The sequence below is a fragment of the Streptococcus sp. GMD6S genome, from assembly GCF_000297015.1.
This window is the reverse complement of the sequence record NZ_AJRH01000078.1, coordinates 1-4,924: the sequence shown is the minus strand read 5'-3', so window position 1 is coordinate 4,924 and position 4,924 is coordinate 1. Positions and strand designations below refer to the sequence as shown.

The 4,924-nt window shown below is 36.9% G+C and carries 4 protein-coding genes and 1 pseudogene; all 5 read right to left on the bottom strand.

Going from position 1 to position 4,924, the window contains the following annotated elements; all coding sequences use genetic code 11:
• Window positions 1-430 (bottom strand): annotated as a pseudogene (locus GMD6S_RS08275) (hypothetical protein); the annotation flags it as partial.
• Between the two features lie 211 nt (window positions 431-641).
• Window positions 642-1,043: a hypothetical protein gene (locus GMD6S_RS08270; protein ID WP_000069808.1), complete on the bottom strand. Its 402-nt coding sequence runs from the start codon at window positions 1,041-1,043 to the stop codon at window positions 642-644.
• A gap of 10 nt (window positions 1,044-1,053) precedes the next feature.
• Window positions 1,054-2,115: a hypothetical protein gene (locus GMD6S_RS08265; RefSeq protein WP_000756875.1), complete on the bottom strand. Its 1,062-nt coding sequence runs from the start codon at window positions 2,113-2,115 to the stop codon at window positions 1,054-1,056.
• 11 nt (window positions 2,116-2,126) lie between these two features.
• A complete protein-coding gene (locus GMD6S_RS08260) occupies window positions 2,127-4,217 on the bottom strand; it encodes a hypothetical protein (protein WP_000216901.1) in 2,091 nt (696 codons plus the stop codon).
• 11 nt (window positions 4,218-4,228) lie between these two features.
• The gene (locus tag GMD6S_RS08255; protein ID WP_000179342.1) at window positions 4,229-4,591 is read right to left on the bottom strand and encodes a hypothetical protein; all 363 of its coding nucleotides are present in this window, start codon (window positions 4,589-4,591) and stop codon (window positions 4,229-4,231) included.
• Window positions 4,592-4,924: the final 333 nt, after the last annotated feature.

Genomic DNA, 4,924 nt, shown 5'->3' with positions numbered 1-4,924 from the left:
CATCTGTCTTTCCATATGTTTCACTTTTCGAAAAGCGAGTATAGTATTTAAATCGAGTTTTAGCCTGATAGGTTTTTCCAGCTATATTTTCACTGTAGGTACCGTGGATTATAAATCCTCCCACGCTTGTATAGTTTTTCTCGTATTTTTCTAACTCAAACTGTCCTGTAAGACCGTAGTTTTGATAAGAACGATGCACAGCTTGCTCAAGCTCAGTTCGACTTGCATGGGCAAACAGCCCCCACATATCCATTAGAGAAAAAATCGGACTGAACACTGTGAAGATTACCATTGGGATCACTATGGATAAGCAACCTATTAATAGCCAATTTCTTTTCTTGGCCTTTCCTTCAGATTTTTTAGCAGTTTTCTGTTTCCTTTTTAAGATTAGAATGAGCAAACCCAAAAGCACTAATACTAATAAAACCAATCTACACTCTCCTTTTACTTTTGACAGTTGTTAACAGGTGTATAGGAGGCTGACAGAAATACTCTTCTCACCTACTAACTTATCCTGAAATCCATAAACTCGTCTGAAACGAGGAGCAACCCTTGTCTCATTATACCACATGAACCATACTGTGAGAAGATGAGAAATACAAAAGAAAACCACCTGAAATAAATTCAGGTGATTTGTGTAATTATGGAAAATCGTTATATTGACTCTCTGCGATTTCAACCATTTTTCTACGATTGTGGCGTTCCTTGGAATCTTTTCCGCCTTGGATATAACGTTCTTTGCGTTCTGCACGTGTTTCAGGTGCTTTCGTATACATATTATCACCGATAGACTGAGCCATACTCGCATCTACACTTCGAAAAGCCTCACCAACTGCTCCTAGAAACTCATCCAAAGAACTAATTGTTGTCACCATCTCCGAAGATAATTTTTTAAGTTCATCAGTCGCATTTTGAATTTGTTCTGTCGCAGAGGAGTCTATCAGATCATAGGCATTATTCTGCAATTCTGCACTCATATCTTTAAAAGCTCCATTCACTCGGCTTAGGTTATCCGAATCAATTTTTTTTTGATTGTTACTCATTTAGAACCTCTTATTCTCCTTTGTCAACCAATATTCGGCGTTGCTTGTTTAGTTCGCGGTCTTTGGCAACATCGTAATACAAGTCAAACTCTTCTTTGGTATTGACTGAATGCTCTTGACCATCCTTACTGAGTTCGGCTGGAATCGTCAATCCTTCGTAAAGATTCGTATTTGCTGGGACAAAAAGCTGATACAAATCAAGAAACTGTGGAACATCTCCGTAAACCTTATCATAATCATACTTAGAATCAATCAAAAGGAAAAACTGTGAATCTTGCTTACTTAATAATTGATAAACTTTAGGCGCAGCTGTCTCCAAAACACTTCCCTTCAATACATCTTGATGAAAGGAAAGTTGATTTTGGCGAAGACTATCATAGTAAGTTTGTAAGATAGTCATCTCTATCAATTTCTCTTTTGAAGAACCTAGATCTACCGACGGAGTTTCAGGATACTGTTGTACTTTTGTGTCTTCCCAATCAATTTGCTTGGTTTCTAAATTTAACCATAACTGCTTTCTCTTAGTAATATACCAATCTGGATTATGAACAGCTATAGGGAGATAATCTTTCCCATTTATTTCTACAATAGCACCTATTGATACTGGAAAATAATTTTCATTGTAGTCTCCTACCAACTGATAGAGGTCTACTTTCGATTCCTCCAATCGTCTATCCCGTATTCGATAGATAGAAAGAGTAAAGTATCCGTCAGATTCATCTTGGGGTCGATTCCTAGCTAAGTTACCAGATTGTACTTTAATATTTAATCGAGTAATATACCTTTGATTAGAAGCGCCATTAGTTCTTGCAAAGCTATCTCCAAAAAGAGGATTATATTTTTGAAATAGTCTATCTTCGTCAGGGTTTAATGACTTCCAATGCACGGCCACTCCCCTGCCATCTTCTAAAAATTCATAAGAATCAATTTCCCATTTTCCTGTATAGTAATCCATATTTTCATATTTTTGGCGTTCTTGCTTGGCCTGCTCTGATTGTTGATAGCTATGATAGCCCCATAGAAGCAGAACACCCAACAGGACAGATCCGACTATTAGTAGTACTTTCTTCATTTCTCTCCCCCTTATTTGCCATATTTCTGTTCGAAATACTCTTGAAAATCTGTGAACGAGTCACCCCCCATAACTTTTTCAACAATAAAAGGAATTGTTTGAATCTGTTCTGGAGTCATATTTTCAATCGTAAGGCCTTCACCATTTGTATGCTCTCCCAAAAGGAAATTTTTCATAGCTAGATCTTTATCAAAGTATTTGTTAATTATTCTATAAGCTCTATCTCTCGAACCCACTTTCTCAAAGTAGCCCATGACACCTTTCTGGTTTAATTCTTGTACCCGTTGGTAAGCTCCATAATCCGCATAAATACTAGAGAATTGTGCAACTGTATCGGTAGCTGATCCTGCCACTTCATGTTCTAATTGCCAGCCCCCTTGACCAACCAAAACATTATAAATATTATTTTGCTCATTCTTTGTTTTGGCTTTAAACTCTGCCACCTTACTTTGTAGCTTAAAGAAGCCTGCTAACACCTCATTGGCAGACTTGCCACCATAATTACCTATTTTTTTAATAAAGGCATTCGCTCTTCCAGAAGTCATCTCATCCAGCATCTCATGTGTATTTTTAATTGAGTCTGTTGCATGTAACTGTGATAAAGAATCTGCAACACTAAAAGTCGCCGCAGCTGCTGGACCACCAATATAGGTTAAAATCGTTTTTATTCCTTCTTTTACGATAGTTTCTTGGAACTCAGCATCCGCTTTCTCATGTTCTTTTTTGATTTTATAAAGTTCAGCCTCATATTTACCAGCCAAAGCTCCGTCAATTCCTTTTTCATGGTGTGATGTATAAGTTTCAAGAGTAGTTTTGGCTGGAACACTAAGCTCATCATAGTCTGGAACCGTCTTAGAACCATAGTGATATATGGACTTTTTACTTTCTTTAACATGTAATTCCCATTCAGGGTTTTCCGTATCATTTAATTTAATAAAGATTTCTTTTCGAGTATATCGAAGTTTTGCATTTGGATCAAAAGGATCATCGTTCCTAAATTGTACACCTGAATTCCCTTCTACTTTTGTTCCAATTTTCAAGATTCGAACCGCAGTCAATAAACCTGATAAATCATTCATCTGACTTAATTTTGTATGATGCTTTTCCATTGTTGCAGCGTCATGCTCGGGATCTTGCTCGTAAGCATACATTTCAGCTATCTGTATTTGTTTGGATATATGTTGCTGTTTATCTAACCTTTCTGAAAAGACATTAACCTTGGATTGATCCGTTTTCCCCATCGCATCTAACAAACGATTTATCTTCTGAGTCCCAATCTCACTTCTATCCATCCAAATAGTCAATTCTTCTGCCAGATTCATGTAGCCCCCATCAGAAATTTTCTCTGGGTCATTCTCCATTATCTTGTCTACATCTTCTAATTTTCCAGAAAGAATCGCTTGCAAGACTTGGGCATCTTCCTTTGTAGTGATTCTAGAAAGATAAACCATATTTGACTCTGTTAGAGTATTATTTTTTATAGCATCAATAATCGTCTGAACTGGTAATGTCGTTACAGTTCTTGCGTTCTGTGTAATCTTTGTCAAGGATTCAAAGGTAGTTGATACCCCTGAAACGCCTGAAGATAGGCTATCATGCGCAGATATAATGCCGCTATGCGTTTCCTTACGTGCTTTGATTTCATCTGCAATATAAGCGTCTGCTTTGGCATCAAAATCTCCCAAATTAGAGTCTCCATCACCCATTGCTTCGATTGCTTCATCAAACAAAGCTACCATTTCATCCTTAACGATACTGATTAGATTACGCTGAGGGGTTCTAAGGGACTCTGTAAGTGTATTAATCGCATCTTCATCAGTATGGGCATGACTGGAAAATCCTAAACCTTTAATCTCCCCAGTAAATGTAAAGACATGCTGCCCATAAGTTCGTATCGCCTCTGGTGTCTGTGAAAAAACAGACTTCTGAATCTCATTCAAACGTTTAAAGAAGGCATTAATGGCAGCCGCTTTTTCCCCTTCTAGATTAGTATTGAACTCACGCATTGTATCGCTTGAGACTTCTTCAAATTTTCCAGCAAATCGGTGAATACTCGTCCCGTAATCTTCTAAACCTGAAATATTTTTTACTTTTACTGTCATCTATCCCTCCTCTATGATGCTAGAGCTGCATTTAATGCATTTCTAGCATTCCTTTCAATATTCTGAGCAGTTAACAAATCCGACTCCAAATTCTGAATCTTCGTACTTAATAACGCGAGTATTTCTCTTTTCTTCGTTAAAATGATTTGCCTCAAAGAATTCAAATCTTCTTTTTCCTGATTTTTTTCGTCATCGTATTTCTCACCCAAGATATTTTCAGAAAGTGTAACAACATAATCAATCTCTGTTGATTTCTTTTTCAATTTATTTTTAATATATTTTAAATTTGAAACTTCGCCACTCAATCGTGATACTTCTGCGGTCGCTTCATATAAAGCTTGAGATAACCCTACTATTTTTTCATAACTAGCCATAGCTATCCTCCTTTTCTATATCATTAATACTTTCATTTTACTTGCCAACCCATCGGAAACATAGTAATGTTCTTGTTCTATTATACCACATGAGGAATAATGTGAGAAGATGAGAAAAGCAAAAGAAAACCACCTGAAATGAATTCAAGTGGCGAATAGTTAGGGGAGCTCATTATAAACAGAGGCATCGTAGATCTTCTGCTGGATTCGTTTCTTTTCTGTATACTCTTGTGGAGAAACTGTATACATCTCATTAGTTTCAATGGAGCCCGCTAAATCGGTATCCATATTTTTAAAAGCTTCCGCAATCTTGTTCATAAAGCCATCTAATGA

What these genes read in the sequence shown, in the direction of transcription:
- GMD6S_RS08255 (WP_000179342.1), bottom strand. Translation starts at nt 4,591, where the DNA reads ATGGCTAGTTATGAAAAAATAGTAGGGTTATCTCAAGCTTTATATGAA.
- GMD6S_RS08260 (WP_000216901.1), bottom strand. Translation starts at nt 4,217, where the DNA reads ATGACAGTAAAAGTAAAAAATATTTCAGGTTTAGAAGATTACGGGACG.
- GMD6S_RS08270 (WP_000069808.1), bottom strand. Translation starts at nt 1,043, where the DNA reads ATGAGTAACAATCAAAAAAAAATTGATTCGGATAACCTAAGCCGAGTG.
- GMD6S_RS08265 (WP_000756875.1), bottom strand. Translation starts at nt 2,115, where the DNA reads ATGAAGAAAGTACTACTAATAGTCGGATCTGTCCTGTTGGGTGTTCTG.